The sequence below is a fragment of the Novosphingobium sp. BL-A-41-Hi4B-X5A genome, from assembly GCF_055521705.1.
In genome coordinates, this window is the sequence record NZ_JBVFVT010000004.1 from 71,446 (window position 1) to 96,711 (window position 25,266).

Sequence of the window (25,266 nt, forward strand, 5' to 3'; positions counted from 1 at the left end):
AAGGGATAGAACGGCGGACGCGCGCGGAATTGAACGGATCAGAGAACGAGGTGACGCTCGACGTGGGCGCGTGTCCGCGGCCTCTGGAGGTTGAAGAGGGGGACGCCGTGGCTGGCGGCAATGCGCAGCGCCTGGCCGGTGCCGCCCGAGGGCTCGCCGTCGGCGGTCCAGCAGAGCACGAATTCCGCAGGGCGATCGAGTGCGGGGCCCAGCACCTGGAACACGTTGCGGGTGTGGAGCGCCTGGACGAAGGCCGAGAGCCCGGCGAAGGCCGGATGGTGCACCGCCGCGATGGCACGCGCCCTGCCCCAGAGCTCGTCACCGAGCGTGTCGGGATGGAATTCGCTTGCCGAACCACGCCAGCCCGCCTCCGGCAGAAAGATCTGCGCATCGCGGCCTGCCCCGCGTTCGAACGCGCTGTCGGCGCCGATCGCGTGGCCCGAGCGCAGGACATAGCCGCGCTTGGTGAGCGCGAAGGCGGCGCGGGTCATCAGGCTGAGGATCACGGGCGGCGTGGAGCGCGCACCGATCCCGGCATAGAAGCGAGGCATGGGCTTGGACTCCCTTTAGGAACGCCCAGCTCCAGCCCCCTCCCCTTACCCGCTGTCAGCCGCAGCGACCGTGGCTGGACCGTAGGCGGCGAGCAGATTGCGGTGGAGCACCGCGTTCTCAACGGGAAAGAAGCTACCGTCGGCGCCCGGTCGGGTGATCTGGAGCGCGGCGGCGATAACCTCGCGGAATGGGCGCATGACTGCGCGCGAGCCCTCGTAGGTCACCGGCTGCGGAAATCCCGCCGCGATCCAGGTAACCGGTTCCACAAGGTCGTCGATCCAGACCTGCGCGTCTTCGGGCAAGGGCAGTTCCGCCGAAACCAGCCACAAGGTCTGGTATGTCCCGAAATCATGAACATTGGCGACGAGGGCGAAGCCGAGCGGCAGGGGCGGCTCGGCGTTGAGGGCAATGATCGCGGCCTTGTAGGCGAGCAGTTCGAGCGTGTTGGCCGCGGCGAAGTCCGCGCATATCCCAAGCTGCGCGCAGCGCTCGTCGGCGGGACCTGCGCCGAGTTCGAGAATCCGGTGCCGGCTCATGACGCGGCCCCCTCGAGGCCGTCCGGATACCAGGCGAGTTCCGCCGCGTGCGGATGGGCAGGCTCGAATTCGGCGATGCGCGCATGGGTGATGAGACCCGCACGGTCCCTCAGCCCAACATAGCCGCCGTAGAAGCGGCTGCCCGCAGCGACGAACTGGGCGTGGACGTCGTCGCACACCGCCTCGGTGACGAAGAAGCCCGGCACGCCGGCGATATGCGCTGGCGGCAGGACGCCGAGCATCTCGTCGAAAAAGGCCTCGCTCACCCGCGAGAGCGGAAAACTTGCGAGCACGGCTTCGCGTGAGGAGGCCAGCAGGGAGGCATCAGCTACCGTCATCGCTCGCACCTCCTGTCACCACGAAGGCCGGGATGGTCAGCTCGGCGCGGCCCATCTCGCGTTTGAGATCGCGCAGCCGGGTGAAGCCGTTGATCCATGATGGCGGGAAGAGGACGTATTCGTCTTCACTCGCGGTGTAGTCGCGCATCGGCCCTTGCCCATCGAACAGGACAATTTCGGGGAGGAAGGCGCCGAGGCCCCCACCCGACCAGCGGCGGAACGGCAGGCCATGGTCGGCGCAGAAGGCATCGATCGCGGGGATTTGTCCGCCATTAAGCTCGGTGCCATAGAGCTCGAGCGGCTCGCCGCCGGGCAGTGCCGCAGGATCGAACGGTTCGCCATCCCACTCGGTGCGCAGGTCATAGTCGGCCGCGTGCGCGGCGAAGGCTTCGAGATGTTCGCGCGGCAGTGCGCCGCCGATGGTGATGTGGACGGGGGCTCGGTCGCCCATAGGCTTGGGTCCTTTCGCTTGGGTCTGATCCGACCGGCGAAGCCCCCCTCCCCTCAGCCTGACGTCGCCGCGGACCTCCCTGCCCCCCAGCGCTCGGCCGTGCGATCGACGACGAGTTCATTGGAACAGGTCTGGCACAGCGCGAAGGCTTCGGCGGATGTGCCCGCGAGCCACTGCTCCCAGTCTTCTCGGGCGAGGACGACGGGCATGCGGTCGTGTACGTCGGCCATCTGCGCGCTGCCATCCACCATGACCATCGAATAGGCTGCGCCCCACTCCTCGGTCGGGCGCCAAATGCCGGCAACGGCAAAGACCTCTTCGCCCGCCAGTGAGTACCAGGTCCGGGTCATCTGACCCTTGACGCCCTCGGCCTCGGCCCAGGCGGTGCCGGGGATCAGGCAGCGGCGGCGCTCAAAGCTCGGCCGCCAGAATGCAGTGCCGAGCTTGTCCTCGCGCGCGTTGTTGACCGGCTTGGGCTTCAGCGGGTGACCGTTCCTGCCCTTCAGGACAAGCGGAAACCCCCAGGTCATCACCTGCGTCTCGCCCTCGGCAACAACCAGGCCGGGATAGCCCGGATAGACCTCGGCGGCGAAGTTCGCGCCTGCGCCGCCGCGCGCACCGAACAGCCGGGCGATTTCCGCAGGGGCCTTGGTCATGCGGTACAAGTTGCACATGCCTTGATGCTCGGCGGACCGCCCTGCCCTGTCAATCGGCACGAGCAGCAGCGCCCGCCATCTTGCAAATGTGTTCCCTCTATGTTCTCTTGCGCGCATGGAACGAATCGATACGTCGGCTGTCGCTCATGCGATCCTGGACGCCCCGGGCTGGGCGCGGGTCGGGATCACGGCCCCAAGCTCCTGCCTGCGCGAAGATGCCGCGCTCGAACTCGCCCGCGTGATCGCCGATGCGGTCGACGCGCCGGCGAGTGCGTCCTCATCTGAGCAGTCGACCCTGCCGCTCTGACGCGCGCCTGCTCAGCCCGCCGGGCGGGCCAGCAGCGCCTCGATTTGCGGGTCGAGGGGAAATCCGAAACGCCGGGCGATCTCGGCGGCGTGTTCGAAGTCGGCAGCGCTGACGTGGAGCGAGCGGGCGAGATCCGCGAGCGTCTCACCCTCGCGCGGCGCGGAGAGGGCATGGAGATGGCCATGCGTGTGCGTCACGGCAAACGGCCAGGTCATGGCGACGCCGACCACCTCCTCGGCAAGCACGACCAGCGTGTCGCCGGTGCGGATGGCCTCGTCGCACTGGACCGCGTCATAGGCATTGCCAGTGCTGGCAAAGGCGTGGTGGCGCCGGGTGGTAAAGGCGAAGCGTTCGCTGTCGGTCAGCATGTCTGGTCTCCGGGTATCCCAATGCAAATGAAGAGGCGGAACGCCGGGCGGGGGGCAGTGCCGACGTTCCGCCTCAGGCCGCGCGGGGGGCTTATCCGCGGCCTTTGCACGTGGACGGGGACCCGCTTGGGGTCCCCGCCGGTTGGAGTTGGGACAAGCCGATCAGGCGTCGACGAGCGCCGGCAGCGCGCCATCGTGTTCGGCGCCGTCCTTGGCACCCACCCGGCCGCGCTTGGCGGGCGGGGTCGCGGTGCTGTCGCCCAGACCGTCACCGGCCTGTTCTTCGCTGCGGTCGCCGCCGGCATCGTCAGCCGGGAACATGTCGCTCTCGCCGTATTCGGCCGAACCGAGCTGGGTGCTCCGACGGCGCGGACGCTGCCAGGCCACCGCCATGGTACCATCCTCGCGCGGGAAAGCGGCGATGTAGAGCGGCTGCGCCATCGACGGATCGTCGATCTTGCCCTGGTAGAAGCTCTCGCCGGTCGAGTTCGAGGAGAGCTCGAAGAGCGCGCCGACGATCACCCAGCGGCGCTGGTCGTTGAGCGCGACGATCTCGAACTTGGGCGCGCGGGGGTTGCTGGAGGTCACCGGCCGCAGGCCGATGGTGCGAGTGATGGTGAGCGTTTCGACAGAGCCGATCAGCTGGCCGTTGGCGTTCTTGCGGATTTCACCGATGTTCATGGACGTTCTCCTAGGTGGATCGATTGCGATCGAACCCCTTGTTCGATCACTCTCTTCCCACCCCCCTTCCCTCCCGGCCGTCAGGCCGAAGCTGCGGGCACTGCCCGCAGGGGTGTCGATCCGATACCGAATAACCGACTTCGCAGGAGACACTGCAGGTGCGAAGCGGAGAGGGTGGGAGCCCCGCCGTTTTAATGGGGACTTAGGGTCACACGCCGTGCCTTTCGCGCCTCTTGCTCCTTGCATAAATTGCCCCAATCATCGCATTTAGAGGTTGCCAAGACGCATAATATATGGCTTTAGAGAATAAATCGGCCGGTAAAAAAGATTTGAGAGTGGAATGGAGCATTTTTCAGCGATCCAAAGTCTCTGCCGTGTTGGGCTTGAACAGGGAGATGCCCGGTTCCGTCGTCAAGTCGAGCGTCTGCGCGACCGTCTGAAAAAGGCGGGCGATGAGCGCGACGCTGATGTGCTTGGCGGCTTGCTCAACAGTGTTTCCGGCGAGGCTTCACTTGCGCCCAGCATCGTCGAGGTCTCACGCAGCCTAGTATCCGGTGACGAGCTGACCGCTAATGTGCAGGCCCCCGTTGACAGAGAAACGAGCGTTCCGCTTGCCGAGATCGTCCTCGAGCCCGGACTTGGTAAACCCGAGCCGATCTACAACGAGACCCTTCACCTTGCCTTGGCAGGACTTATTTCCGAGTGGGAGCGCACGTCCGCATTGCAAGCAATGGGCGTGGAACCATCCCGGTCTTGCCTGTTCTATGGTCCTCCCGGCACCGGGAAGACCCTGACCGCATTTATGCTGGCAGCTCGGTTGCGGTTGCCCGTGGTCAACGCCCGGATTGATGGGCTTGTCAGTTCGTTCCTTGGCACCACCGCCCGGAACATCGCGAATCTCTTCGAGTTCGCGAACCGCTATCGTTGCATGCTCGTGCTTGATGAGTTCGATGCCTTGGCGAAGATGCGCGACGACCCGCACGAAGTAGGCGAGTTAAAGCGAGTGGTGAATACGCTCCTGCAAAATCTCGATGCGCGCGCCGACCGTGGGCTAACGATTGCCATCACCAATCACGACGGTCTGCTCGATCCAGCCGTTTGGCGGCGGTTCGAGAACCACATCCATATCGGACTCCCGGATGCGCAGACACGTCTCCTCATGTTGCGCACCTTCCTTGCATCGCTCAAGTTAAACGATGACGTGCTCAAGATGCTGAGCTTCGTTGCGGGCTCGCGCTCGGGCTCGGATCTGAGGACATTCGCAGATAGCCTGAGAAGAAACCTCGCGCTTTCGGGGGACGAAGTCTCACCCGCGACCGTAACAAAGGCCACTAAAGCCATCCTACCAAGGCTGGGACTTGGTTCAGATGATCTGGAGCCAGGCTATCTGCTGGTAAAGGACGAGACCAGTTTCATTGGTGCCATCCTGCATGCAGATCTCGGCATCCGACAGGAAAGCTTGGCTCAGATGCTTGAATGCAGCCAAAGCAAAGTCTCCCGTTCTTCGAGCGAATGGGAAGCCCGAGTGGCCCAAAGCAATGCGGGGTAACGCTTAATGCCAAACAATCCGGTTCAAATTGTCCTGAACGACGAGTCCTACATCCGCGCGCCTGAACCTGGTCGCGCCGGACCGGATAAGGACTTCTTCGACGGGAATGACCGGGGATTTGCTGCCCACAAGGCTGCGATGATCGAACGCTTAGAGGGCATCGACGCGGAGCTTGCCGAATCCCGTTTCGGACCCCTTGCTTACGTGCGGGTGAAGATGCGGACAGAAGCGATCGCCAAGTCGTATCGTCCCAATAAATTCCTGTTCGTGCGAGACCAATTCCCTTGCGTTGGAGCCGGTGCTCCGGGGGAACTCTTCTTCCGTTTGCCTCGCCACTATATCCACCGCCTCCGAACTCGTTTTGATAGCGCGGAACTGCAAGGTGAGGACCGGGTCAGCCGCAATGGCCAGCCCTATCGCTTTGTATCGCGCGCGCGCTCGGAACTCGGCGCGATCGAAGAGATCGACATCGCGCCTATCGCGGGCAAGCGCAATTTCTCTGCTGCGCAGGCAGTGCAGGCACTATTGCAGCCATCGGCGGCGAGCGGCTATGTCGTCGAGTTGTTCGAGCAGCGTCCGCTCGATCCGACGCTCAGTGATGATGTCCTCGGCCTGCGCCAAAGTTTCGAAACGCTGCAGCGCGAGATCGGCGCGCTCGGTCAGGGCATGTATGCAGCACTTCTCCCCAGCCCTGGGGGAGTTCCGTCGCTGGAAGTACTCGTTACCAACTCGCGCAACCTCCCCCTGATCGAAGACCGCCGCGCCATCAAGGGGGACCTGACATTGGAGCCGGGGGTGGCGTCGGTTGACCCGAGCGTTGAGCGCCATGAGGAAGTGCTGAATGTCCTGGCCAAGCACCCGCTGGTGCGGCGCATTCGCTTCCCCGTCCTTCTCGAAGCATCTGACGCGCCAACAGTTCCGATGCCGCAGCCGTTCGTGGTGCCGCCTAGGGTCGCGGGCGGCATCTATCCGAAGGTCGGCGTCATCGACACTGGCGTAAGTTCGCACCTGAACGGGTGGGTGCACTCAAGGTACGACTTCCTCGCGGAAACCCAGTGCGACGCGAGCCATGGCACGATGGTCGCGGGCATTCTGATCGGCGCTCGGGGTGCGAACGGCCAAGAGGTCGGCCGGGAAACGGACGGTTGCGACATCTTCGATATTCCGCTTATGCCGCGTGATCGGTTCCTCGACGTGTATGGCCAGCGCGGGTTCGAGGCCTTCCTCGAGGAACTGGAGGCGGCGATCGTCGAACTGCGAGACACGCACAACGTGCGCGTGTTTAATATGTCGCTCAACATCACCTCTCCCGTCGAGCAAAACCTCTACAGCGTCTACGCGGCACGCCTTGATGAGATCCAGGACCGGCACGGGGTCGTCATCATTAACTCTGCCGGGAACCTGCAAGGTGCCGAATGGCGAGCCCCATGGCCGCGTAGGCCGCAACAGGCCATGGCAGCCCTTGCTACGCGCACCAATGCCGACACCATTTTCATGCCGAGCGAAGGCGTTCGGATGCTCTCGGTCGGCGCGCTCAATCCCCCAGATGGCGCGCACATCCCGGGCGCACCGGCGACTTACACGCGCCGGGGGCCTGGTCTGCGTGTCGGCATCAAGCCGGACCTTGCTCACTACGGCGGTGTTGGCGATTTGACTAATCAGGCGACGGCGCTCACCACTTGCGCGCATGACGGCTTCAGCTGCGAAACGCGAGGGACCAGTTTCGCTGCCCCCCTGGTCGCTAAGACCATCGCGTCACTTGATGTTATGACCAGCGAACAGCTGACGGTACGCACGCTGCGGGCGTTCGCGGTGCACAATGCGGTCGTACCTGACTGCTTGCAGAACCGGTCGCTGCGCGAGGTCGCCCGGCAATTCGTGGGCTTCGGTCAGCCGATCGACGCAGCGACCATGCTGGAAACGGACGATCACGCCATCACGCTGGTCTTCGAAAGCCGCCTCACCGTCGGCGAGCGCCGCCCGGCGGTATTGCGATTCCCGTTCGCCTGGCCTGCGTCGATGGTCGATCCCGAGACACGGGCTTGCCGGGGTAAGGTCCGAATGACGCTGGTCTATGACCCACCGATCGATCAGGCCTTTGGCACGGAATTCGTCCGGGTCAATCTCGACGCAAAGCTCCAGCAGCGCCAACCCATTGACCGCGGAGACGGCATGCCGAGTTGGAACGACAAAATCGAACAGGGCTTTCTCCCCCGTGCAGCCGGGCTGACCGCACCAGAAAAGGCCCTCATATCTCAAGGTCTGAAATGGTGGCCCACCAAGCGCTACGAAAAGGAATTCATCACGGGCGTGGGCGCTAGTACCGAATGGCGTTTACAAGTTGAAAGCATCGTGCGGGCTGAAGCGGAGTTCCCGCCCGAGGGCGTACCGTTCTCGTTGATCCTAAGCATTGACGACCCTGAACGAGATAACCCTATTTTCAACGAGATGCGCCGACAATTCGTGGCAAACCGTGTGGACCTCCACGACATTCGGACAGCGGTGCGGATCCGGTCGCGTCAGCGACGCTAATAAATTGCACCACTCCGCTAAGCGGTCCTCAGGCGCGCTTGCCTCACAAACTGCCACTCACTCCACCAAGCATGGCCAGGTCCGGTACAAGGTTCGCCTCCCCGATGTGCGGCGAGCCGCTTTTGAGCTCAGGAATCTGAACTTACGTCATCGAAATCCTTCGTTTGGATCCCGAACGTAATACTGGTCCTGGACATGTAAGGCTGGAACTCAGGCAAGAGCGACATGATGCTCCCATCGGGCTGGAGAAACTCATGGGCGGCGCCGGGGATAAGGTCCGGGTCGAGCGGTATGCGGGCGTTGGGATTGTGAAGGACGACTGCCCCTTCGATCCAGCTTTCTGAATAGTTCGGATCTCGAACGTCATGCCGGAATTCTGTCGGGCGTGGATCCCCATGATTGAGTTCTCCCCTTGCGATCCCCGAGCGCACCATCCGGACATCCCGGTTGCCAAAGCCAGCGATGTAGCCAAGGCGATTGAATTTGGTGATTGTGCCCTGCGGATTGAGGAGAACAGCGCTGACATTCTCGGCTTCGGGCAGCCCGAAGAAGTTCGAGGCCACGCGGGCTTCCCCATAGACATGTTCGACAATGCGTTCGATCTTGCGCGCGCCATCGACAATCGAATGGCGCACTCCGAACACATATTCGGTGGCCAGGGGCACAATGCGCGTCATGGCTGCGGGGGCATGGAAATCCTGCAAAGCGATTACAAATGGAGCACCGTCTATTCCGGCCGCGTCCCAATAGCGCTGCTTGTGGTAGAGTTTGCGAGTGAGGGAGCGGGCCAGTTTGATCTGAACATAATTCTCAAGGTAGGCCCGAATTTCAGCATCAGTCTGCGGGTCCGGGACGGCGCCGACCTGCGGTGGGTTTACGGTGGTGGCCTCTATGGCAAGGCGGCCCGCTGGGCTCGACAAGAGCAGATCCGGCACCACTACGCCTTCTTCATGTGCGTATCCGAGCTCGGTGAAGGCTGCGAACAGATACAGCTCCCACAATCTCGGATCAAAGCCAGTCGTCTGAAACTGTTCGATGAAGTTTCCATCTACGTCTTCGAAGAATGGCATCATCGCGCCAATGAGTTCGCGCGCGGGCGAAAATCGCTCTTCACCGATCAGCGTCTTGAAGGTGCTGTTGATCCGGTTCTCCGGGACAATGGGGGTGAAGAAATCCACCAGCGCACCTTGTTCGTCGCCCTGATGAAATGCTTCGTCTGGGAGCGCAGCATGCTTCTCGAGTGCAGCTCCAAGCCGAGCCTTTGCGTCATCGAAGCTCGGGAAAGATACGTTCTGATCGATTGCTCGGAACCGCCCGCGACCGTCTCGGCCCAATACGATCCACCCGTAGTCCCTATCGAACCGGTCCCAGGTAACAAGGCCAAGCAAGCGCTCGTCGTCGGTGGCGAACCAGCCGGCTTCCTGGATGATCAGGACAATGGCTGGCAGGCGAGTGTATCCCGCAAGCGCGTCAAAACGCTTCTGGCTGATTGCAATCATGATTTGAGCAATTGCAGTAATTTGTGTTTTTGTGTCCAGTGCCGCGATGACAGACGCGGTTCCAGCGAATATGAAGTGCATCGATATCGACAGGCTGCAACCTGGCGACATTGTTCTTACTGCCAGCAAGAGCACGACCGGAAAGCTGGTCAGATTGGCAAGCAAAGGTGACGTGTCGCACGCGATGATCTGCGTTCAACATGGGTCGATCATCGACTCAACGTCAGAGGGCGTGCAGGCCCGGAATCTTCAGCGCGAGTTCTTCAGCGACGATGAGCAGGTGAGCGCTTTCCGGTTGCGCGAGGCCCTGCCGTCACTCGAAATCCAGAAAGTCGTTGACTTCGCGCGGTCCGAGATCGGAACACGATACTCCAAAATCGAAGCTGCGCGTTCAGTCGCTCCTATTGGGAAGCCTCGCGGCAGACGGCAATTTTGCTCGCGGCTGGTAGCCAGAGCTTATGCCAGTGTTGGGATCCTTCTCGTCGCAGATCAGGATTATTGCACGCCTGAAGAGCTTCGAAAGAGCGGTTTACTGCAGGAATTGGACGACATTACTGTCCCGGTGTCCGCCGAAGAGGTTGCCGCAATGTCGAAGCGGTCAAATCCCCTGCAGCTGATGCGCGAGGCGCAAAATGAAATCTTGGCCTTTGTGCGTTCGCTTGACCCGGAAGTGGAAAACTTCACCGACGTCGATCGGGTGGTGCGGGACCACCCCGAGTGGGATGCGGCGATTGCCGATGCATATCGTAAATCAGGCTACCTTGACCTTTGGGGACACGAACTGTCAGCCCACCCTTATCGATATGATCTGGCGTTGATGGAGGAGGTCGCAGAACCGCGCCTCTTAGCGGATATGAGGGCGTACTGCGTCGGCACAATCCGCGAGTACTACTCCGGCGGAGTACGTTTCTCGGTCAATCTCGCACATTATGAAGCGTCACAGCAGGAAAGTCCCCGCGAGGCCGTTGGCTTGTTGATCGATCTCTATCAGACCCTTGTTCGTGACCACGATCGGCGCGTTGAGACAGCGCGGCAATGGCTGGCAAAGCATTTCCCGGAAGATGTCGATCAACACCTCGAGAGGATTGTACCGCACACACCGCTCTGGTTTTCAATCGTAGATCGGGTCGAACCGCGTCTTGGCGCAATCGCACGTATGTCGATCAGCAGTGAGCAATCAGTTGAAGTCTGCTCGTCGTGCGGCGACCCCGCAAATGACTACCGGATTGCGAATGCTGCAGAAGCGATGCCGGGCGTACCGTCTTTACGGCTGTGCGATGATTGCGTGGTGATCCGGACGGTTTTCGGCGAGATATTGGAAGCTATGGACTAGATCGGCCTTCTCGTTTCCCGTCAATATTCGGGGTCGGGTCACTGGTTCAATGCAAGCTGGATGCCGGCGATTTCTCGATGCAAAGTGCCGTTATGGCTGAGCTACTCCCCAACATTGATGTCGCAGTGTCCGTTGAATTGGTCGAATTCCTCGAACGAATGGCAAGGTTGGGTGAAGAATCCGACAAATTCGAAGTCGAACGCCACTGTATTCATCCAGGACAACGCCGGACCGACATCGTGAATTTCCGGCTCATCGGCGAGAGCATTCACGAGGGGCATGGCTTTCAACTGATTGCATACGATGACCGGCCGGGTCGGGTGAACGTCGAGATGCGGGCGGCGCGATGGTTGCCGGATCCGCCGACCAAGGCGGTCTATATCGAGGCGGCGCGCGGTTTAGCTGGCGAATTGCTCAGGCAGTACAATCGAGAGTTCGGCTCGCGATATCGCCTGCGGATAGGTGCGCGCCATGGCAAGGCCTTTGCAATGAGTGAGCTAACGACGACTTTGCTCGAGCGCTTCACCATTCTCGCGAACACATCGTCGCTCCACTTCTACGATTGGCAGCGTTTCTATGCGTTGGTTCGTGAAAGCCGACAGGAAATCCCCGATTACCTGTTGCGGTCCCATCTGACCAAGGCAGGATTCTCAACCCAACGGGCGGTGGAACTGGCCGAGATCTATATGCACCTCTGGGCGTTCAAGAAATTGCGGTGAAGGACTTAGGTCAAATGGGCGCGCATCGATTGATCTGTACAGCGATTCCGATCACGAAGGGTCATGCCTGAGATCACCGTTCACGTTCCTGATTTTGCCTCGATGGAAGACGACGAGGTTCGCCAACATCCACTGACCAGGCATAGCGATGGCAAGTGGAGTGCATTGTCGCAGGTGTTGAAAAGCGACTTTGAAACTGAGCGAATGAACATCAACGAAGCATGGGCGATGACCTCGCTTGCGTGGCGTTGCCCGGCTTGCAGCAGAAAAAAGATCGACATTGCCAGGAAAACCGAAAGCGGCGTCATTCTGTGCCAGCTTGAACGCCATCACGATCATTTGGGCGATCTCGCCGCAAGAATTCTGCGGGAGACCGCGTGGTTGGACAACACAGACCCCCTCTATACACAGCGCAAACGCGCTTGCGCTGCGGTCCTGCCCTTGGTCGAGCGCTTCGCCGAGACCCTGGTATGCATGGATTGCAATGCGGCTGACGCAGCGATGCAAAAGGATCTCGGTCGTCGCGTCCACCCCGACTTCAGCTTTAGCCCCGGCGAAATTGGCGCATTTGTCGATGCCCGTCCCAACTGTGCCCACGAACTCAATTTCGAAAAGGGCTTGGCGATTTGGGCGAAGGCCGACGCGGACTTCCAGCAGCGCCTCGTATTTATCGAGCAAATAGCGGGGCGATTGACCCTCGGCTTGCACGACCGTGAACAATACAACGATTCATACAACCTGGTCGGCGACCAGGATGCCCGCATGTTTCTGAGTCTTGCAACCAGCCAGCTTGGTGCCAGAGGCAAGTTGCCACAATTGTGGGAGGCTTTACGAGCAAGATCATGTGCCAGTGACGGCCATAGGTCGGCACAAACAAAAACAACTGCTCCGCGGGTTCGGGTCCCGACACCGAAGGAGTTCGCGGAATATGATCGCGCCATGCAAAAGCCGGGGCCTTGGAGCAAGACCGCTGCGGACTGGCGCTGCGCCTGCTGCTCGCGCTCAAAACAGGAGATCATTCGCCCTTCCGGGAAGGGAAAGTGGACTGGGCACATTCACGAGATCTGCGACTATCGCGAAGTGACGGATGAGCGCGCCCTGCAGTTTCGCTCAGCCTACAGGGCTGAAAGGCCGATCTTCGAGTCATACGTCAAGGTCACGATCTGCCAGGATTGCAGGCTAGTCATGACCGATGCGGGCAAGCTCAGAGCGGATGGTCGCGGGGGTGAGAACTGCCTGTCGCCGGACGTCGTCCGATCGCTGGTTCGAGAGGCCAGGCCGAATTGCCGCCATGATGTCAGCGATCAGCAGTTGCGAGAAGCGATCGAGACGAGCCGTTCATGGTCGAGCGGCGCTGACGATTTTTGGACTCACTGCCGGCAGGCGGGGGAAGCCTCGTTGCGCCTTTCGCAATATGTCGATGGGCGAGGGATGCCCTTCGCTCTCGCCAGGCAGCACGCGATCACGGACTTGACGCAATCGGGAGATCTTCCAGGCTCGAATGCCGAGGAAGTCTTTGATTGGCTGATACAAGAGCGTAAAAGACTCGACAAACAGGGCCTTTGAACGAACGGAAATATTCAAGCGGTGAAGCGGCTGCGCCGAAGGCAGCTCTGATTTTCTAATTAAACCGTCGATCAGAAATTTAGCAGGTGCGAAATGAACCGGCTTAATCGCCGTGAAGGGTTCGCGCCGCCGTTGCGCTGGTCGCCTTTAAGTCGGCTAACCAGTTCCACCGGAAGCTCAGCATATGGCAAGACCTCAGTCTGTAGCGCCTCGACAGAAGCAATCTGCCTGGGCTGGCCACCACGCCAGTGCCACAAATCGGGATCGCGGCCCGCATCGGCAACGCCGAACACCATCACGAAGAACGAGCTCAGCCCCACGTCCCACCCGACTGCAACCTCGAAAATGTCCGAGTGCTTAGGATGCGGCTTCAACGAATACCGGCTCATCGGCTCACCAGTCGCTCGCCAGCATGATCGTGACCACGCGGAAACTCTGCTGCGCGTCCCACGGCGTCTCCGACCCCCAGGAGAGCGTCCCGTCATTGGCGTAGACATCGATCTTCCAGAAGATCTTGTGCCCCTGGAACTCGACGGCACCAAAGTCGCGCTCGCCGTGAGGGTCGTTCCCCGGCTCGATCGGAGTCTCGTTGATCAGCCTGCGCAGCGCGGCCTGCCCCAGCATCAGACTGGCCTGGCGGGCGCCGGGGTCCTCGGCGTCACCAGCAAGCATGTCGGCCAGTGCCCGGGTGAACACAATGCGCGACGTCGGCAGCGAACCTGCGCGGGCCGCGTCGTTGAGCCGGGCGATCTCGGCAGTGTGGTCGACAGCGACAGGCGTGGATTGAGCAAGCTGAGTCATGGGTTCTTCCTTCCAAGATTGATCCCCCGCCGAGTGCCCCCTCCCCTCCGCTGTCCGGTTGACGGGGTCTGAACGTTCACGCTACGTTCTTTTGAAAAGGACCTCGCCATGCCCGCTCCCAGCCACCTCGACCATTTCGATCTCGACATCGGCCTGCGCGATGCCTCGTGCGACGAGAACCTGCCGCCGGTGCGGCGGGCGATCGCGGCGCTGTGCATCGGGGTCGGTGTGGATGACGCCTACCTGTCGGTCCGGGAACTGCGCGAGGCAGTGTCCCTCGTTCATGAGAACGCCTCCGGCGGACGGGCGAAGCTCGCCGGCATTCTCAGCACCCAGTGCGACGATTTCCAGCGGGCGATCTATTATTGTCTCGCGGGTCGCGGCGTGGTTGAGATGGCCGAGGCGATGGACTGGCTGCTAACGATCCTCAAGGCGCGCGGCCGGACTGCGGCCTGGCTCAGCCGCATGCGGGTTCGCCGCAAGGACCTCGTTTCGCCCTATGTCAGCGAAGCGCCCGACGGCCCGGTGGTGTCGGCCAGCGCCGACTTCGAGCTAGGGCAATCGTGGTTCGTCGAGCGCGGACCGGAGCCCTACTGATCATCCGGGTCGTCATCGTTGCAGGTGACGACCCGCGATACCGTGCGCCCCGGCGCCGCCTTGCTCGCCAGGACCACGCGGAAGGGCTGCAGCGGGTTGCCGGTCTTGACCACGGCAGTGTCGCCCTGGACGTGCTCGGCGACCCGGGTTGCGATCCGGTTGGCGTTCTCGATACTGCAAAGGCGTGCCCGCTTGGACGAGCGCTGAGGCGGTGCGGGGTCGGTCATGGCGCTACTCGCTTGGGTGCCGGGTCACGAGGCTGACGGCGCTGCGGGCGGCGGCACGATCGTCCACGCCCGGCTCATCAGCTTGCTGATCTTCACCCCGACCCCGTCGCTAACCCGGCGTAAGGTAGTCTTGCGGCCCGACCGGACCACGCGAAAGCTGCGCTCGCTCTGCCCGTCGGTGAAGGTCAGCGGCTCGGCCAAAACCAGCATGTCGCCCGGCGCCGGCTTGCGGCGCGTGGTCAGGGCGAGGCGCTGGCGGCATTGCTCGCGCCACTGCGCGGCATATTCGTTGCCGGGCGGCCCGAGGAGGTCGAGAATCGAGGCCGGGCAGTCGTAGCTATACGGCCCCATCGTTTCACTCAGTTGGGTAGGAGTGGTGCTGCTCCGGGAGTCAGCCCTGTTCCCCCCACCGAACCGCACGTGCAGCTTTCGCTGCATGCGGCTCTCCATTGCGATAATACCATTCATGTTCTCTGCTCCGGTAGTGGGCCACCATGGATCGCCTTGTGGCAAGGGACGCACAGAACCTTCGTCTTGCGCGCTCTGGCTATGGCTTTCCTCGTGGCTTGGTCTCTGTGCGCAACATCGGCCATTCCCCTGACATGATGAACATGGCAGGGGAGGTCGGATCGGCCGCACGCTTCGCATTGCGTGGCGTTCTGCCGGTCGACCCAATCTGTTCGCGAGCCGGAGAAGATTTGCGTCCAAGGTTGGACGTCCACCTTGTCCGGGTCTATCCGGTCACGGTTCAGATCGGTCATTTTCCAGACTTTGACTGATCGGGGCTGGCCGCCGACTTCATAGCCGGCGAGGTATTCCAGCCCTTGCCTCATGCGGGCGGCAACAACTCGCACACTGGATTTGTGCTTGCTTGCCAAGGTTTTGAACATGCTCCAGCGCTGAAGGTATTCAAGCCGGTTGAGCTTGAATTTCACATCGCGCGCCAGAGCGTAGTAGTTCGCGAACCCTCGCAGTTCGGCGTTGTAGGCAAGGACAATCTCGACATCGCTACAGCTTAGAAGGTGGTTGCGGTGTTTGGCCCTCAATCGGGACCATTCTCCGTATGCCTTCCGGGCAACAAACGCAGTGACCCTATCCCACGGAACATTGAGTTGCATGACTTCCGATGGCGGGCGCCGCTTGAAGTGCTGTGTGCCGTTCTGGCTTCGCACTGTCCATTGGCGTCCCGTGTAAGTCCGCACCTCGTATCCGAGGAATTTGGTACCATCGCTTGCTTTTCGAATTCCGCTCTTCTCCTCGGATACGGTCAAGGCCAGTACCTCGGTCAGGAAGGTCCTGACTTCGGCGAAGACCCCTCTCGCATCGTCCTTGCTGCCAATCACACCGATAAGAAAATCGTCGGCGTAACGGCAGTAGCGAAGTCGGCGAAACCCGGCGTCCATGGCGTCTCTCGACGGCAACGAACGCATCTGCTTTGATAAGGTGTTGATTTCGGCCAAGATGGCCTTCACCGTTACCTGATCAGCGTTGTCACTGGCTTCCAGTCGTTTGAGCCGTTCTCGCCGTTTGGCGATCCGGCCCGCCAGTCTCCGGTATTCCGGGTTCGTGGCGCGGGTCTTCCCTTTTTCAAAGGCCGTGATCCGACCCGCCATGAACTCATCGAGTTCGTGCAGGTAGATGTTGGCCAGGATCGGGGAGACGATCCCGCCTTGTGGTGTGCCGCTATAGGTCTGGGTGTGAGCCCTTCCCTCCATGACTCCTGCCTTCAGCATGTCGCGGATCAGGTCGATGAACCTTTCGTCATCGATCCTTTTCCGGAGCAGCTTCAGCAGAATGTCATGGTCGATGTTCTCGAAGAACCCGGCGACATCCACGTCGACAAGCCATTTGACGCCCGTCCAGACAGCCTTCACGTGCTCGAGGGCCGTATGACACGATCTTCCCGGTCGAAATCCATGCGAGGCCTTCGAGAAGACCGGCTCATAGATTCGTTCCAGCAGTTGGCGTGCCACTTCCTGGACGAGGCGGTCGTCTCGCGTGGGAATCCCCAGCGGACGCCGCTTTCCTTTGCCTTTCGGGATGAACACCCGACGCACAGGTTTTGGTTTGTAGGCTCCGGTCGCAACGCTGGCGATCAACGGAGCGAGACGGTCGGGACCGAAATCCTCGAATGTCTTGCCATCGATGCCCGGCGTCATCGCCCCCCGATTGGAGGCAATTTTCCGAAGTCCCTGCTCCCAAAGAAGCGGGGACCTCATCAAACGATGAAGCCCATTTACCCGTTTGCCCGACGCAGAGATCGTCGGAATGGCCTCCAACCGGGCCATCACAGTATCTGGTAGCATCAGCACACCCCATGATTTGCGGTTGAAGTATCGCAACTGCCGCCCTTCTCCCGGTGGTCGCCGGTTTCGGCCCGGTCGCCCGGTCCTTATGCGGTTGCACCGTCTCCCTTCCGGGAGCTGTCCCGGGCATTACCCCGGGCATTTGAATACTATGGCGGCTCCGTACCCATGCAGGTCAGCCGAAGCCGCCTGTTTAGGGCATCCCGTAGTTACGCTGAACGGAGATGCGACGCGTTTAGGTGTCCCTTTCGCCTGCTGAACCCCTGGACAAGGGGCGCACCGGACGGGTTGAGAACAAACGGCCAAGACATGAGACCGTTGCCAACGTCCGGATCTGGCGTGTCAGTCGCTTTCGCCAGCTTCGCGTACATAAAATGCTGCAGACTAGGATTTAAGCAGTTTAGCTTTCACCATGCGCGTCTTGCCCTGACCGGCATCATCCCTTTGCGACTGGGATGCATTCGGCCTTGCTCCAAGCATGCTATGGTCCCCCGTTCCTTTCGGAATTTCAGACCTTTTGGGTCCGAGGTAAGCTTGGCGGGCAGAGGTATCTCAACTCACCTCATCATCTTTGATACTCCGTTTCAGCGCCGCAACGGCGCACTGTCTTTGTAGCCAAAGTTCTCGCCGCTGCGCGCGCCAGGGTTCCATTTGACCAGGCAGATGATCGCGAAGGTCTCCTTTGGACCTTCGGCGTCGTAGCTCTGGCAGGCGGCGTAATAGGCACCGGACCGGACCGTCGATTTGAGCACCCGCAGGCCGGTCTCGCGGCCTTTGTCCAGATCGGGCGGATAGGTGCATTGGTTGTCGAGATAGGCCTTCGGCGTGGCGAAAGGCGACATCCCGCCGCGTGACATGAACAGCCATCCCATGAGGTTTTCTCCTAGAGCAGCGCCTGGCTGCGTGGGTTGATGGAAAGGCCGGTCTCGCGGACGACCAGCGCGCGGAAGCTATGCGGAGCGGCAAGGACGGCGATGTCGCAGAAGTGATTGCGGTCGCCGAGGTAGTCCTGACGGCCCTTGCAGCGGCGGAACATGACTTCGCGGCCGGGCCGGATGCAGGGGATCGAGACCTGAACGTAGATCTCGTCACCATGAAGGGTGATCTCGCCGGAGACGGCGGGCCCGGCGAAATTGCTGCGCAGGTCGTACTGGTCCGGGTCGAGGCCCAGATGGCGGGCAGCGACCCGGAGCGCGGAGCGGGCCTCGCGGTGGAAGGCGCGCTTGGCTTCGGGGTCATAGCCGATCCCGCGCCGGGCGAGCGCGACCATTGCCGGCTTGGACTTCAATTCATCGATCTTGGCGATGCACTGGCGGCGAAGGGCCGTGTCCTCAGTGAACGTCTGATCGGGAGCATGACCAAGCGCGAGGCGGCCAACGTGGCGGGCGAGCAGGATGGTGGCCGGATCGGTCGCGGGATCGATACCGGCGTTGCGGGCGTCCTGCATGGCATCGACCACGGCCTGGGTCGCGGTCGGGATGGTCGCGAGCCCGTCGGGCTGCAACGCGCGGCGATAGCGGAAGTCGAGATCGTAGTTCATGGGCGTAGTCTCCATCGCGCCCCATGGCGCGCCGGGTCCTCACCCCCTCCCCTTCCCGCTCGCCGCGCGAGAGGCCCCAGATCACCGTCAGGCCGCCTCCTTGAGCTCGCCTGTCAGGGCCGGATCGAACTGGCGCAGCCATTTGACCGCCTGCTCAGCTTTGGCTGCGGCATGGAGGATCGCGGTCTTGTCTCCGCGCAGGATCTTCATCCAGTGATGGATGTACGAAGCGTGGCTGTCGTGGAGTTCGTTGGGCAGGCCGTATTCGGCGCACAGCGTTGCCTGGCAAAGTGAGGCGACATATCCTGACAGTCCAGCCCTAATCTGACTTCCACCGCCAATTTTCCGGACGCACGTCATGCCGCCAGCTCCTCGGGCTGAGGTTGCTGGGCGTGCATCCAGTCGGCTGCGGCCTGTGCCTTGCTTGCGGCGGTGAAGATGGCGCGAGGGTCGTCCTTCAGCACGCGCAACCACGATGCCACGTATGCGGCATGATCGGCGCGCGGATGGTGGGCGATCCCGAGGTCGGCGAGCACAAACGAAGCTGTCAGTTCGGCGCAGATCTCCTCAATCGCCAGACTGTCGCGCTTGAACCTCTCGGCAAAATTGCGGTCGAGCCTGTGCTTTGCGCCCGTAGCGTGGCCGGCTTCGTGCAGAAGGGTGCCCATCTGCGCCGTTGCATCCCGAAACGCGGAAAAGGTTGGCATGAAGATGTGATCGAGATCGATCCGGTAGTGCGCATCGTAGGCGCCTTCGGTGATCGGAATCTTCAGAGCCGCCACGAATGCCTCGGCATGTTCGAACCGCTCGCTCTCGGTCAATACCGCGACAGGAGCGGGCTCATAGCCCTCGACCTGTGCGAGGTTGAACACGGTGAAGGCCCGGGCGAACATGCGGCCGGGGCCGGCTTCGCCGTCGTCATGATCATCAACGGCGCGCGATGCAGCCTGCTTCCAGAACACGACGGTGGTTCCGCGCTCACCCTTGCGGACTTGTGCACCAAGAGCTGCCCACTGGCGATAGGTCCCCCAAAGACCACTGGAATAGCTGCTGGCTTCAGCGGCAATCCAAAGCGCCAGCACATTGACACCGCGATAGCGGCGGCGGGAGGTGACGTTCTGCGGCCTGGTCGTGGCAGCGCCATCATGGTGCCAAGGCATGCGCCAGTCGTCGGCGCCTGCTTCGATGGCAGAGACAATCTCGGTGGTGATGCGCGAATAGACGTCGGCTCGCGGCGTCACAGGGTGGGATCGGGACATGGCGGGTCTCCACGACGGGCGGAGGGAAACTCTCTTCCGCACCTTCAGCCCGTCACCCGAAAACCGGCCTCCTCTCCCTCTCCTGCCACACCGGTCCTAGGTGTGGCGGCACTGGGCGCGATCTGTTCGAGGACACGCTCAATCCTTGCCACCTCGGCCTGAAGCGTTACCCGCTGCGGTTCTGGAAGCCGCTTCTCGCGCAGCAACAGCCGCGCCTCGTCAGCTCCGCGCTGCCAGGCCGGGCGATGCCGTTCGGCAATACAGGCATTGGGGCAGCGGACCGGCTCGCACATGGCGATCATTGGGCCGGTCGCACCCGGTTCCGAAATGCGGTTGAGGCACAGGGCAGTTGCCGGATCAAAGAAGCAATCGGCCAGCGGGCCGACATGCAATGTCCGCGCGAGACTGCCGAGCATCGTCCGTAGGCGTGGCCGGTCGGCAATCATGGCGGGTAGCGGCGCCAACTCGTGGGCGGCAGTATCGAGTGCGGCTCCGATCCTGTTCGCGGCAGGTCCGCCAAGGCGCGCACCACCTTGCCGATCGTCGAAGTAGACGAGGATATCGTCGATCTGGCCAAGCGCGCGCTGGGCTTCGATCTCTCCCCGAAATCCGGACCGGCTGCTGCCGGCATAGCCTTCGAACGCCGCAACGCTGGCGTGCTTGTACTGGATCATGCCGGCAATCGTTCCAAAGGGCCGGTTGGCGATGTGCCAGGCAATGGTCCGGCGAAACTGGCGTGTGGTCAGACGCCAGGGCGCGCCATTGGGGCCGGCAGGAATGATCGGTGCCTGCGCCGTTCCGAACCGGTCGTTGAGATGATCGCGAAATCGGTTGAGTTGCCGGACGATCTCCGCAGAAACATGCGTCTTGGTGTTTACCCGAAGCGCGAGGACCGGCCACAAAGTCGTTGTCCCGCGCGCTAGGCTCGCCCGCGCGGAAAGCCGTTCGAGGACGGCGATGGCTTCGGCAACTGGTGCGATCGTGACCCACTCGGTCTCCTCGCCGCCTCCGCGCTTGCCCTTGTAAGCGGTGGACTTGATGCGATGCCGCAAGATCGCACCGTCTTCTGATCTGGTGACGGACAGGCATCCCCGCTTCATCGCCTGGATCTCGCTGTCCCGCATGCCTGAGAGATAGGCACAAACGACGTAGGCTGCCGACTGCAGCATGACCTCTTCGAGAGCCAGGACCTTGGCATCGAAGCGGGTGCGCCAGGGCAGGCCAGTATCGGGATCGGCCGAAATGGGCGTATCCATCCCGCCGATCTCGGTGCCGAGTTCTGCGATGACGGCGGCAATGAGGTCCGGCGCGCCGGTGGTGAGGCCAAGGTGCATGGCAGGTTCGGCCTGCGCATCGATGCCGGCATGGAGGTGGATCAGGTGGTAGTTGATCGGCGGCGTGACTTCGCTGCTTTGCAGATCTGTCCGCGTTGTGCCGTTGTGTGGGGTGGTCCAGATCGGAATCCCGCGCCGTTGTCGCCGCAAGGCGGCAATATAGGTGTTGAGGCGTTGGCGTTGCCGCGACCGTCGATCCGCATGATCAAGACCCGCCTCAGCGGCAACCAGACGGTCGCGCGTTGCTTCGAGGCGATCGAGTTCCGCCCGCGCGGCGAGGATGTCATCTGCATAGCAGGTCACGTAGCGCAGCGACCAGGCGAGCAGCGGGGTGATGATCGCTTCCGGAATGCGCGGCGTCCGGTTCTCTCCGGCGATATGCTTTGCTCCCGCCACCGAAAACGGGCTGCGGCCGGGCCATGGCTCAAAGGATAGGCGTGCGGTCGTCAGATGGTGGCGCAACTCGTGCAGGTCGAAGATCACGCGCAGCCGGGTAGCGACTGCAGCCGGACGCAGCCCGGCAAGGCGCAAAGAGCGGGCGTACCGATCGGCCAAAGGCTGATCGACCCGGCCGAGATCGAAACGACCCAGCTCTGCCTTCACGAAGTCGAAAAAGCGCAAGGTCCGGTTGGCCTCGCCGCGCACCCCCGCCGGCTCAAGCCGTGAACGGTGGCCGGGTAGATCGACATTGAGACGCGCATGAAGAATCTGGCGCAGGGCATCGGCGATGGATGGGTCGTCGATACCGTCAAAATGTACCGTGATATGGCAGCGCCGGGCGTTGTCGCGAAACACGCCGGGAGCCAGATCCCAGACCGGATCGCCGTATCGCGAGATATGCGCGCGATCGAAGCCGGTGCGCAGCGGTGCGGACAGGAGCACCGGGAGGGCATTACGTTCATCGCCGCCCTCCGCCAGAAGCTGAAGAGCCGTCATGCGCGGGCCTCGGGCGGCAGATAGACCGTGGGAGGTTCGGCCGCGACCTGCACCCGGGCCCTTGCCACAACGTCGTCGCCGAAGGCAGGCAGGATCTGCTGAACAATCCGGTCACGGGCATGGCCGAACTTGGCTGCCCAGTCGGCCGCGCTCAGGCCGGCTCGCTGATCATCGACGAAGGAGAGGAACGCGAGGATGGCGGGCAGCTTGCGCGCGGTGATGACCGCGTTGCGGCAATCGAGGCAACCCCAGAAGGGTGTGGGGCACGCGGTACCGGCAGATGCAAAGGGACTGGAATAGAAGTTGCCGCAGCTGGCAAGCCAGACGTCCTGTTCGCCGTCGAGAAGTGCGCGCGAGACGCCTTCATCATCCGGCGCGGGGCTCGCCAACGCGCCGCGCAGACGCTCCTCGTCGGGAGGAGGAAGGATCCTCGGGCCGGTCAGCGCTTCTTCGAGGGCGTCCGCCACGGCCTGCTCATGCAGCGGTCTGAGTGCCGGAATATCGGCGTAGTGTCGTGCCGCGATCTCGACGGTATGACCAACAGCGAAGCGGGCCATGTGCCCTTCGGTCTTGAGGTACCACAGGGCCTTGTGGGTCTTGCGTAGCTGCGAAAGGCGCAGGAGTAGCGGTCGACCGGCGTCATCGACAATGCCGTGACGCAGCGTCCACGCGTCGATCGTCGTGCGCGGATGGCGGATACCAGCAGTGATCTCGTTGGTCTGATAATAGACCCAAAGGTTGTCGCTGGAATTATGCACCCTGGCCTTGGCGGAGAGTGCGATAATCCGCCGGATCAGGCCGCCCGGTGTCGATGAGCCGCCATCACGGACCCGGATGGTCTTGTGCTCGGCACCGTGGGCGCGAAGCTTGGTGTAGGCGACATCGACGGTGCCGCCCGAAGCGTTGCGCAAACAATCGATGGTGAGCGACTTGCAGCACTCCAGCTCAAGCCCCGTCTCCAGCGAGAGCAGAACGAGAAGCGGCACGACGTCGCGTGCAGTAAGGTAGTGGGCAGCATGGAGGCCCAGGTTGAACCTTGCGCCGCTCAGTTCGCGAATCCACCGCAGCTTATACAGACTCTGACATGCGGGATCACGGTGGTGCAGCACGCCGCGCGCTTCGATGGCAGCGTGGGCTTGGCGGTAAGCGCCTTCTATCTCCGGCACCTCATCGAAACGCGACCCCGACCGCAAGCGCGCCTCGATCGCAACAAGATCGGCGCGTGCCGCATCGCGGAGTTGGCGAGCGACATACGGACTGTAGGCATCGCGTGGACGGGGGCGAACGTGGGGGTGCGAGCTGATGTAGCGCAGCCGTTCCCGCAAGCCAGGATCGACAAGCTCCGGACCATCGGCCGCAATGCGGCGAAGGACGGAGACGACCTTGGCGACATAGGTCGGCGCGTGCACGCGCGACTTGCCCTTCGCGGCGAGCCACCTCTCGAACCCGTCGATATGGTCGGCGCGAAGGTCTGCCGGGCCGTTGATCCGGTCGCCTGTCCCGGCAAGATAGGCAAAGAAGCTCGGCAACTGTGTGACGTATGTCTTGATCGACGAACGCACCATGATGGGGCCACGCGGAGCGACCAGCATGAACAGGCCCCGTGCAAAGGCGAGAGCCAGGCCACGGGGCCGCAAGCTGGTGAAATCCACGAGCAACTCGCCGCCGTATGGCGGATCGATCAAGAAGCGCAGCGTGCTGATCTGCGACCATGGATCGGCCTCGGGCGCAGTCGCGGCGGCCTCGAAACTGACCTTGCGCCCTTTGCGTGGAGCAGCGGTCATGATGGAAGATAGCCCGGTACGAGTGCCAACAGTTCTTCGACCGCCGCATCGATGGTATCGGCACGCGTGGCGAGGTGATCGAGATAGATCGAGGTCGTGGCGAGGCTTGAATGGCCGAGCAGTCGCTGGACTTGCTGAAGCGGATCGCCGACCAACTGGCGATAACCTTCCATAGCGCCCACCGGTGCCGCCGCCTCGGCAAGGCGGCGCTGGATCAGCATGGCCAGCATGTGGACCGCGAACGAATGCCTGAGCTGATGGGGGCTGACCCGGACGGGGATGCCGGCATCCATGGAGCGGCGGCTCGCCCGCGCGAAGATCGCTTCCCACGAGTTGGGAAGCACCGGATGCCCGACCTCGGTCAGCCAGAGCACCGCTGCTTCGCAGGGCGTGCCATCGTCAGCGCAAATAACAAGCCTTGCGCGTTCATCCGGTGTGACGACCTCCATATCCATCGTGCCACCGCCAACCAGCTGCAATGCGCGCAGCCCGAATGAGGGGCGGTGTATGAAGATCGGGCGGTCGATGGCTTCCCAGCCACGGCGCCTTGCGAACTTGGCGACGGCTGCGGCTCGCTCCACGGCAATATAGGCGTCAAACATCGGCAACAAACGGCGCGGCAGCAATATGCCACGCCCCCTGTCCCCCTTGGTGAGTGCCGCCGGAAGTTCGACCCGCCGCTGCCGTTCCGCGCGGGCGCCGCCAACCGGAATCTCGGCGGCGAGCAGAAAGGATGCCTCTTCGAGGCGCAGGCCGGTGGTGACCAGCAGATCGGCGAACAGCGCATTGCGCGCGCCATTGCGGTCACGTGCTCCAGGACGCTCGGTTCCCTCTACGGTCAGGCCGCGCAGGCCGACCTCGCGGAAGGCGCGGTAATCGGTGAGATCGATGAAGCGAACATCGGACCGACGGGCCGCGCGTTCATAGGCGTCGTTGCGGCCCGTGACGGCCGCTCGACGCCCTCCGTGCGAACTTCGCCAGACCTGACGGTGGGTAAATGGTGTGCGCTCGATCAGGCCTTCCCGCTCGGCCCATCGATAAAGCTTGTCGAGCGAGGCAATCGCCCGGTTCCATGTCGACGCCGAAACCCGGAACTCAGCGTCACTACGCCGACGTGCCCGATGATACGCACCGACATCATCGGTATCGGCTTGCCAGACAGACTTGCCGCGCGCGGAGGCGAGGAAGCGAACCCAGACCAGGACATCATAACCGTGGGCGCGCAGCGAATGGCGCGAACGCGCCCCGTTCAACGGCAGATCGAGGAAGTAGCGGTCGAGGTCTGGATCGTAGATCTCTCCACCTCGCAGGATTACCGGGATGTAGGAGTCCAGGCCATCCGCCGCCCGGCGTTCCTGAATGACGATCAGCGTCTCTGAAGTATCCACAGCTTGC

General features: G+C 62.3%; 26 protein-coding genes and 1 pseudogene. 7 read left to right on the plus strand and 20 right to left on the minus strand.

Translation table 11 applies throughout. The features are described 5' to 3' along the window. Window positions 1-38: 38 nt before the first annotated feature. Genes ACZ1JY_RS20965 through ACZ1JY_RS20985 form a run of 5 tightly spaced genes read right to left on the minus strand, consistent with a single transcriptional unit; the run spans window position 39 to window position 2,551 of the window. Window positions 39-551, minus strand: a complete 513-nt coding sequence (locus ACZ1JY_RS20965; RefSeq protein WP_039336877.1) for a hypothetical protein — start codon at window positions 549-551, stop codon at window positions 39-41. Between the two features lie 45 nt (window positions 552-596). Beyond that, the gene (locus ACZ1JY_RS20970; protein ID WP_039336880.1) at window positions 597-1,088 is read right to left on the minus strand and encodes a hypothetical protein; all 492 of its coding nucleotides are present in this window, start codon (window positions 1,086-1,088) and stop codon (window positions 597-599) included. Continuing rightward, entirely contained in the window at window positions 1,085-1,426 is a 342-nt protein-coding gene (locus ACZ1JY_RS20975) for a hypothetical protein (protein ID WP_039336882.1), read from the minus strand. The genes ACZ1JY_RS20970 and ACZ1JY_RS20975 overlap by 4 nt, the downstream gene beginning before the upstream one ends. Next, window positions 1,413-1,877, minus strand: coding sequence for a hypothetical protein (locus tag ACZ1JY_RS20980; protein ID WP_039336883.1), 465 nt, complete (start codon window positions 1,875-1,877; stop codon window positions 1,413-1,415). Before ACZ1JY_RS20980 ends, ACZ1JY_RS20975 begins: the two co-directional genes overlap by 14 nt. A 53-nt stretch (window positions 1,878-1,930) precedes the next feature. Continuing rightward, on the minus strand, window positions 1,931-2,551 hold the full coding sequence (locus ACZ1JY_RS20985) for an SOS response-associated peptidase (protein ID WP_039336885.1): 621 nt from the start codon (window positions 2,549-2,551) through the stop codon (window positions 1,931-1,933). Between the two features lie 97 nt (window positions 2,552-2,648). Here ACZ1JY_RS20985 and ACZ1JY_RS20990 point away from each other — a divergent pair, with 97 nt between their 5' ends. Next, window positions 2,649-2,840: a DUF6771 family protein gene (locus tag ACZ1JY_RS20990; RefSeq protein ID WP_039336886.1), complete on the plus strand. Its 192-nt coding sequence runs from the start codon at window positions 2,649-2,651 to the stop codon at window positions 2,838-2,840. 11 nt (window positions 2,841-2,851) lie between these two features. Here ACZ1JY_RS20990 and ACZ1JY_RS20995 read toward each other — a convergent pair whose 3' ends face one another. Continuing rightward, on the minus strand, window positions 2,852-3,208 hold the full coding sequence (locus tag ACZ1JY_RS20995) for a hypothetical protein (protein WP_039336887.1): 357 nt from the start codon (window positions 3,206-3,208) through the stop codon (window positions 2,852-2,854). A 162-nt stretch (window positions 3,209-3,370) separates the two neighbouring features. Further along, window positions 3,371-3,889 carry a DUF736 domain-containing protein gene (locus ACZ1JY_RS21000; protein ID WP_169495400.1) on the minus strand — a complete coding sequence of 173 codons (519 nt, stop codon included), beginning with the start codon at window positions 3,887-3,889 and terminating at the stop codon, window positions 3,371-3,373. Window positions 3,890-4,229: 340 nt separating this feature from the next. Between ACZ1JY_RS21000 and ACZ1JY_RS21005 the strand changes: the two genes are divergently transcribed. Beyond that, a complete protein-coding gene (locus ACZ1JY_RS21005; protein WP_169495399.1) occupies window positions 4,230-5,438 on the plus strand; it encodes an AAA family ATPase in 1,209 nt (402 codons plus the stop codon). Between the two features lie 6 nt (window positions 5,439-5,444). Further along, complete coding sequence (locus ACZ1JY_RS21010; RefSeq protein ID WP_169495398.1) at window positions 5,445-7,970, plus strand: S8 family peptidase; 2,526 nt, start codon at window positions 5,445-5,447, stop codon at window positions 7,968-7,970. Between the two features lie 128 nt (window positions 7,971-8,098). On the opposite strand, the gene ACZ1JY_RS21015 is transcribed toward ACZ1JY_RS21010, so the two are convergent. Then, window positions 8,099-9,550, minus strand: a complete 1,452-nt coding sequence (locus tag ACZ1JY_RS21015) for a hypothetical protein (protein WP_206069775.1) — start codon at window positions 9,548-9,550, stop codon at window positions 8,099-8,101. Between ACZ1JY_RS21015 and ACZ1JY_RS21020 the strand changes: the two genes are divergently transcribed. The 3 genes from ACZ1JY_RS21020 (at window position 9,516) to ACZ1JY_RS21030 (ending at window position 13,087) form a co-directional block, all read left to right on the plus strand. Next, window positions 9,516-10,802 (plus strand): YiiX/YebB-like N1pC/P60 family cysteine hydrolase, encoded by a 1,287-nt coding sequence (locus tag ACZ1JY_RS21020; RefSeq protein WP_427468425.1) that lies wholly within the window; start codon window positions 9,516-9,518, stop codon window positions 10,800-10,802. The two genes, ACZ1JY_RS21015 and ACZ1JY_RS21020, sit on opposite strands and share 35 nt — an antisense overlap. A 92-nt stretch (window positions 10,803-10,894) precedes the next feature. Continuing rightward, window positions 10,895-11,521 (plus strand): hypothetical protein, encoded by a 627-nt coding sequence (locus tag ACZ1JY_RS21025; RefSeq protein ID WP_169495396.1) that lies wholly within the window; start codon window positions 10,895-10,897, stop codon window positions 11,519-11,521. Window positions 11,522-11,584: 63 nt separating this feature from the next. Then, window positions 11,585-13,087: a hypothetical protein gene (locus ACZ1JY_RS21030; RefSeq protein ID WP_169495395.1), complete on the plus strand. Its 1,503-nt coding sequence runs from the start codon at window positions 11,585-11,587 to the stop codon at window positions 13,085-13,087. Between the two features lie 71 nt (window positions 13,088-13,158). Here ACZ1JY_RS21030 and ACZ1JY_RS21035 read toward each other — a convergent pair whose 3' ends face one another. Both ACZ1JY_RS21035 and ACZ1JY_RS21040 read right to left on the minus strand, forming a co-directional pair. Continuing rightward, window positions 13,159-13,476 (minus strand): hypothetical protein, encoded by a 318-nt coding sequence (locus tag ACZ1JY_RS21035; RefSeq protein WP_169495394.1) that lies wholly within the window; start codon window positions 13,474-13,476, stop codon window positions 13,159-13,161. Between the two features lie 4 nt (window positions 13,477-13,480). Then, window positions 13,481-13,888, minus strand: a complete 408-nt coding sequence (locus tag ACZ1JY_RS21040) for a DUF3768 domain-containing protein (RefSeq protein ID WP_169495393.1) — start codon at window positions 13,886-13,888, stop codon at window positions 13,481-13,483. A 108-nt stretch (window positions 13,889-13,996) separates the two neighbouring features. Between ACZ1JY_RS21040 and ACZ1JY_RS21045 the strand changes: the two genes are divergently transcribed. After that, on the plus strand, window positions 13,997-14,485 hold the full coding sequence (locus ACZ1JY_RS21045) for a hypothetical protein (RefSeq protein ID WP_169495392.1): 489 nt from the start codon (window positions 13,997-13,999) through the stop codon (window positions 14,483-14,485). On the opposite strand, the gene ACZ1JY_RS21050 is transcribed toward ACZ1JY_RS21045, so the two are convergent. The 10 genes and pseudogenes from ACZ1JY_RS21050 to ACZ1JY_RS21095 all read right to left on the minus strand — a co-directional run bounded on the left by ACZ1JY_RS21050 (window position 14,479) and on the right by ACZ1JY_RS21095 (window position 25,259). Continuing rightward, complete coding sequence (locus ACZ1JY_RS21050) at window positions 14,479-14,712, minus strand: hypothetical protein (protein ID WP_124811518.1); 234 nt, start codon at window positions 14,710-14,712, stop codon at window positions 14,479-14,481. The two genes, ACZ1JY_RS21045 and ACZ1JY_RS21050, sit on opposite strands and share 7 nt — an antisense overlap. 24 nt (window positions 14,713-14,736) lie before the next feature. Further along, on the minus strand, window positions 14,737-15,063 hold the full coding sequence (locus tag ACZ1JY_RS21055) for a DUF6927 domain-containing protein (RefSeq protein ID WP_169495391.1): 327 nt from the start codon (window positions 15,061-15,063) through the stop codon (window positions 14,737-14,739). A 113-nt stretch (window positions 15,064-15,176) separates the two neighbouring features. Next, window positions 15,177-17,018, minus strand: coding sequence for a reverse transcriptase domain-containing protein (locus ACZ1JY_RS21060; protein WP_011906624.1), 1,842 nt, complete (start codon window positions 17,016-17,018; stop codon window positions 15,177-15,179). A gap of 584 nt (window positions 17,019-17,602) precedes the next feature. Beyond that, entirely contained in the window at window positions 17,603-17,890 is a 288-nt protein-coding gene (locus tag ACZ1JY_RS21065; RefSeq protein ID WP_010890914.1) for a hypothetical protein, read from the minus strand. A gap of 11 nt (window positions 17,891-17,901) precedes the next feature. Continuing rightward, a complete protein-coding gene (locus ACZ1JY_RS21070; protein ID WP_010890913.1) occupies window positions 17,902-18,558 on the minus strand; it encodes a hypothetical protein in 657 nt (218 codons plus the stop codon). Between the two features lie 87 nt (window positions 18,559-18,645). Beyond that, window positions 18,646-18,858: pseudogene (locus ACZ1JY_RS21075) on the minus strand (zincin-like metallopeptidase domain-containing protein); the annotation flags it as partial. Window positions 18,859-18,914: 56 nt separating this feature from the next. Next, a complete protein-coding gene (locus tag ACZ1JY_RS21080; protein ID WP_010890911.1) occupies window positions 18,915-19,817 on the minus strand; it encodes an ArdC family protein in 903 nt (300 codons plus the stop codon). Window positions 19,818-19,861: 44 nt separating this feature from the next. Further along, window positions 19,862-22,087 (minus strand): site-specific integrase, encoded by a 2,226-nt coding sequence (locus ACZ1JY_RS21085; RefSeq protein WP_427468534.1) that lies wholly within the window; start codon window positions 22,085-22,087, stop codon window positions 19,862-19,864. Next, window positions 22,084-23,871: a hypothetical protein gene (locus tag ACZ1JY_RS21090; protein ID WP_010890909.1), complete on the minus strand. Its 1,788-nt coding sequence runs from the start codon at window positions 23,869-23,871 to the stop codon at window positions 22,084-22,086. Before ACZ1JY_RS21090 ends, ACZ1JY_RS21085 begins: the two co-directional genes overlap by 4 nt. After that, window positions 23,868-25,259, minus strand: coding sequence for a tyrosine-type recombinase/integrase (locus tag ACZ1JY_RS21095; protein ID WP_010890908.1), 1,392 nt, complete (start codon window positions 25,257-25,259; stop codon window positions 23,868-23,870). Before ACZ1JY_RS21095 ends, ACZ1JY_RS21090 begins: the two co-directional genes overlap by 4 nt. Between the last annotated feature and the right edge of the window lie 7 nt (window positions 25,260-25,266).

Bases quoted from the DNA above. Each gene is read 5' to 3' on its own strand.
- ACZ1JY_RS21060 (WP_011906624.1), bottom strand. From the start codon at position 17,018: ATGCTACCAGATACTGTGATGGCCCGGTTGGAGGCCATTCCGACGATC.
- ACZ1JY_RS20990 (WP_039336886.1), top strand. From the start codon at position 2,649: ATGGAACGAATCGATACGTCGGCTGTCGCTCATGCGATCCTGGACGCC.
- ACZ1JY_RS20980 (WP_039336883.1), bottom strand. From the start codon at position 1,877: ATGGGCGACCGAGCCCCCGTCCACATCACCATCGGCGGCGCACTGCCG.
- ACZ1JY_RS21025 (WP_169495396.1), top strand. From the start codon at position 10,895: ATGGCTGAGCTACTCCCCAACATTGATGTCGCAGTGTCCGTTGAATTG.
- ACZ1JY_RS21005 (WP_169495399.1), top strand. From the start codon at position 4,230: ATGGAGCATTTTTCAGCGATCCAAAGTCTCTGCCGTGTTGGGCTTGAA.
- ACZ1JY_RS20965 (WP_039336877.1), bottom strand. From the start codon at position 551: ATGCCTCGCTTCTATGCCGGGATCGGTGCGCGCTCCACGCCGCCCGTG.
- ACZ1JY_RS21035 (WP_169495394.1), bottom strand. From the start codon at position 13,476: ATGAGCCGGTATTCGTTGAAGCCGCATCCTAAGCACTCGGACATTTTC.
- ACZ1JY_RS21050 (WP_124811518.1), bottom strand. From the start codon at position 14,712: ATGACCGACCCCGCACCGCCTCAGCGCTCGTCCAAGCGGGCACGCCTT.
- ACZ1JY_RS21090 (WP_010890909.1), bottom strand. From the start codon at position 23,871: ATGACCGCTGCTCCACGCAAAGGGCGCAAGGTCAGTTTCGAGGCCGCC.
- ACZ1JY_RS20970 (WP_039336880.1), bottom strand. From the start codon at position 1,088: ATGAGCCGGCACCGGATTCTCGAACTCGGCGCAGGTCCCGCCGACGAG.
- ACZ1JY_RS20995 (WP_039336887.1), bottom strand. From the start codon at position 3,208: ATGCTGACCGACAGCGAACGCTTCGCCTTTACCACCCGGCGCCACCAC.
- ACZ1JY_RS21045 (WP_169495392.1), top strand. From the start codon at position 13,997: ATGCCCGCTCCCAGCCACCTCGACCATTTCGATCTCGACATCGGCCTG.
- ACZ1JY_RS21070 (WP_010890913.1), bottom strand. From the start codon at position 18,558: ATGAACTACGATCTCGACTTCCGCTATCGCCGCGCGTTGCAGCCCGAC.
- ACZ1JY_RS20985 (WP_039336885.1), bottom strand. From the start codon at position 2,551: ATGTGCAACTTGTACCGCATGACCAAGGCCCCTGCGGAAATCGCCCGG.
- ACZ1JY_RS21000 (WP_169495400.1), bottom strand. From the start codon at position 3,889: ATGAACATCGGTGAAATCCGCAAGAACGCCAACGGCCAGCTGATCGGC.
- ACZ1JY_RS20975 (WP_039336882.1), bottom strand. From the start codon at position 1,426: ATGACGGTAGCTGATGCCTCCCTGCTGGCCTCCTCACGCGAAGCCGTG.
- ACZ1JY_RS21065 (WP_010890914.1), bottom strand. From the start codon at position 17,890: ATGGGATGGCTGTTCATGTCACGCGGCGGGATGTCGCCTTTCGCCACG.
- ACZ1JY_RS21080 (WP_010890911.1), bottom strand. From the start codon at position 19,817: ATGTCCCGATCCCACCCTGTGACGCCGCGAGCCGACGTCTATTCGCGC.
- ACZ1JY_RS21015 (WP_206069775.1), bottom strand. From the start codon at position 9,550: ATGCACTTCATATTCGCTGGAACCGCGTCTGTCATCGCGGCACTGGAC.
- ACZ1JY_RS21030 (WP_169495395.1), top strand. From the start codon at position 11,585: ATGCCTGAGATCACCGTTCACGTTCCTGATTTTGCCTCGATGGAAGAC.
- ACZ1JY_RS21010 (WP_169495398.1), top strand. From the start codon at position 5,445: ATGCCAAACAATCCGGTTCAAATTGTCCTGAACGACGAGTCCTACATC.
- ACZ1JY_RS21085 (WP_427468534.1), bottom strand. From the start codon at position 22,087: ATGACGGCTCTTCAGCTTCTGGCGGAGGGCGGCGATGAACGTAATGCC.
- ACZ1JY_RS21020 (WP_427468425.1), top strand. From the start codon at position 9,516: ATGACAGACGCGGTTCCAGCGAATATGAAGTGCATCGATATCGACAGG.
- ACZ1JY_RS21040 (WP_169495393.1), bottom strand. From the start codon at position 13,888: ATGACTCAGCTTGCTCAATCCACGCCTGTCGCTGTCGACCACACTGCC.
- ACZ1JY_RS21055 (WP_169495391.1), bottom strand. From the start codon at position 15,063: ATGGGGCCGTATAGCTACGACTGCCCGGCCTCGATTCTCGACCTCCTC.